2 protein-coding genes are annotated in these 2,127 nt (G+C 47.2%); both read right to left on the bottom strand.

Going from position 1 to position 2,127, the window contains the following annotated elements:
* Window positions 1-112: 112 nt before the first annotated feature.
* Window positions 113-1,027 (bottom strand): RpnC/YadD family protein, encoded by a 915-nt coding sequence (locus tag F6K20_RS35530; RefSeq protein WP_287297954.1) that lies wholly within the window; start codon window positions 1,025-1,027, stop codon window positions 113-115.
* A 129-nt stretch (window positions 1,028-1,156) separates the two neighbouring features.
* Window positions 1,157-2,127 (bottom strand): Rossmann-fold NAD(P)-binding domain-containing protein (locus F6K20_RS35525; protein WP_502708917.1); only part of this gene is annotated, 971 nt, incomplete at its 5' end.

Raw genomic sequence — 2,127 nt, 5'->3', positions numbered from 1 at the left:
AAGTAGGAGCGCATGTCGTGGGCCCCTATGAGATAAGTGGGTTTGGTGAACAGTTTTGGGTCAGTCTTGACCCAGTGATACCGGAATATAAGGGGAATAGAATTGAACGGTATCAATGAGATCGACTGTCTGAAAACCTCTCTAACAGTTCCTGACGGGACAGGTTAAGCAGCACCTGAGTACGGTCTTTGATCGGCAACTGCATCAAAGGCTCAATGGTTCTGGATAATTCGAGATCAACAGTGCCAAACCGCCCTGCTAGTAGATTCTCCACCATCAGGCGCTGTCCGTCTAAATAGCCTTGTTCCCGGCCTTGCTCTAAGGTTTCTTCCCGCCAACGCAAATAAGCTGGTGATAAATTCATAATTAACTCCCTGTCATCTTCAGTTAAATCTTCGCTTCTCTCTATTTTGATGCGCCAGTTGGCTAGAATCTCTAAGATGTTACGCCGTAAGGGGTGTCCATAAGGCAAAGCCACCAACTCATTAATGGCTTGGCTTTGAGTCTTATCCCGTCCCAAAATTCTTAACCAGAGGGTTTCTTCGGTAAGCGGTAGCTGGTTAATGGCCACCAGTGCTGTGTTGAAACACTCAGGCAAAAAGTAAACTCCTGCAACCCAATTACCGGAATTATCAAGTTTTGCAGCAAACCCGTTCAACAGCTGGGCTGAACAGGAAGGGGACAGAATCCATAAACAGGGCAAGTCGGTTTCAGTGATCGGGTTTTGCTTTCGTCGTGCCTTCCGCTGCAGGTCACTGTAGAGAGCAAACAATTTCAACAGGCAATTTCGCACTGCCATGATTCCTGTAGCATTGCGGAAAGGTTCCAACAAACAGGCGCTTGATGCGATCTGACCGAGCAATCCAATGTCCTGGGCTGCTGTGGATTCAGAAGCTGTTGGTAGAAACCAAATATCGACTTGACGAACTTCACTGGTTAGTTCTCGGCTGATTTCTACCTGACCGTGAGGTGTTAACAACTCCGTTAGATACTGTTTGGCAAATTGATCATGAGGCTGTCGCGTCATTAATCCTAACTCTTTGGGGTTGGTATTAGTAGCCTGTCACAGCTAGTCTGGCCAAAAACAGATCCATATGATCTTGACATTTGAGACCAAAACCCCTTTACCCAAGCTAGGGACTCTTGGCTTGCGCCCCTACAAACAAAATGATGTCTCAATCTGCCGTACAGCGGTAAGGGCAGAATAACTGACCCCAGCTGTTCCTTCTCCTGGATGAGTGGAGTCTCCTACTAACCACAGACTTTTGCAGGGTGTGCGAGTGGCAAAGCCAAAGGGCCCAAAGGTGGGTATCCGTTGCCCTATCCCTCCGACAATGCCTTGTTCTCTGGCAGTATAACGGGCAAAGGTGCGAGGGGTTGCTGCTTCTTGGTGAATGATGGTCTCTGGTGTTAAATCAAAGTATTGACTAAGACGTGCGATCGCATTTTCTGTATACTCTTCCTTTAAGCGGTCATAGTCTTGCTTGGACCCCCGCCACCACATGGCAGCATCGGTAAAGGATGAAGCAGTAATGGTAGCTTTTCCCTCTGGTGCTCGTCCATCTCCTGGCTTACTAACTGAAATAAACAAGGAATTATTCTCGCCAATTGGTCCATCGTAGTCATAGAGAAACTGAAGATGGGGAGGACAACTATCAGGAATCGCACGTTTATCTACCCCAAGATAGATGACAAACGCACCGGATGGTGAAGGTAATTTATCGACTCGATACTTATAGCCTGCCATCGAGTAGCCTGCCATGGAGTTTCCATTGAAGCTCTGTAGATTATTACCTAATAATTTGACTAGGTTTTGCACCGTAACATTGGCAACTACCTCATCCGCTGGTTCTGTCCAAACTTCCCCTGTTTTCTGATTGCGAATCGTGACACCAGTCGCTTGACCACCTGATGTTTCGATCTGTTCAACGGTGTGGCGCATTAGTAGCTTACCCCCCCATTTTTCCAGGGCTTCTACTAAGCGATCGCTTAATACTTGCATACTACCTTGGAGATGAAATAACCCTTGGGGTTCCTGGGAAACTCCTAAGGCTGTTGCTGCATACAACAGTGCTGTCTGATCAACATCGACTTGGGAATAAAGCTTGAGCTGCATATCCAGAAAGA

The organism is Moorena sp. SIO2C4, from assembly GCF_010672485.1.
Classification (GTDB): Bacteria; Cyanobacteriota; Cyanobacteriia; order Cyanobacteriales; family Coleofasciculaceae; genus Moorena; species Moorena producens.
This window is presented reverse-complemented; position numbering and strand designations above follow the sequence as displayed.

Bases quoted from the DNA above. Each gene is read 5' to 3' on its own strand.
- F6K20_RS35530 (WP_287297954.1), bottom strand. From the start codon at position 1,027: ATGACGCGACAGCCTCATGATCAATTTGCCAAACAGTATCTAACGGAG.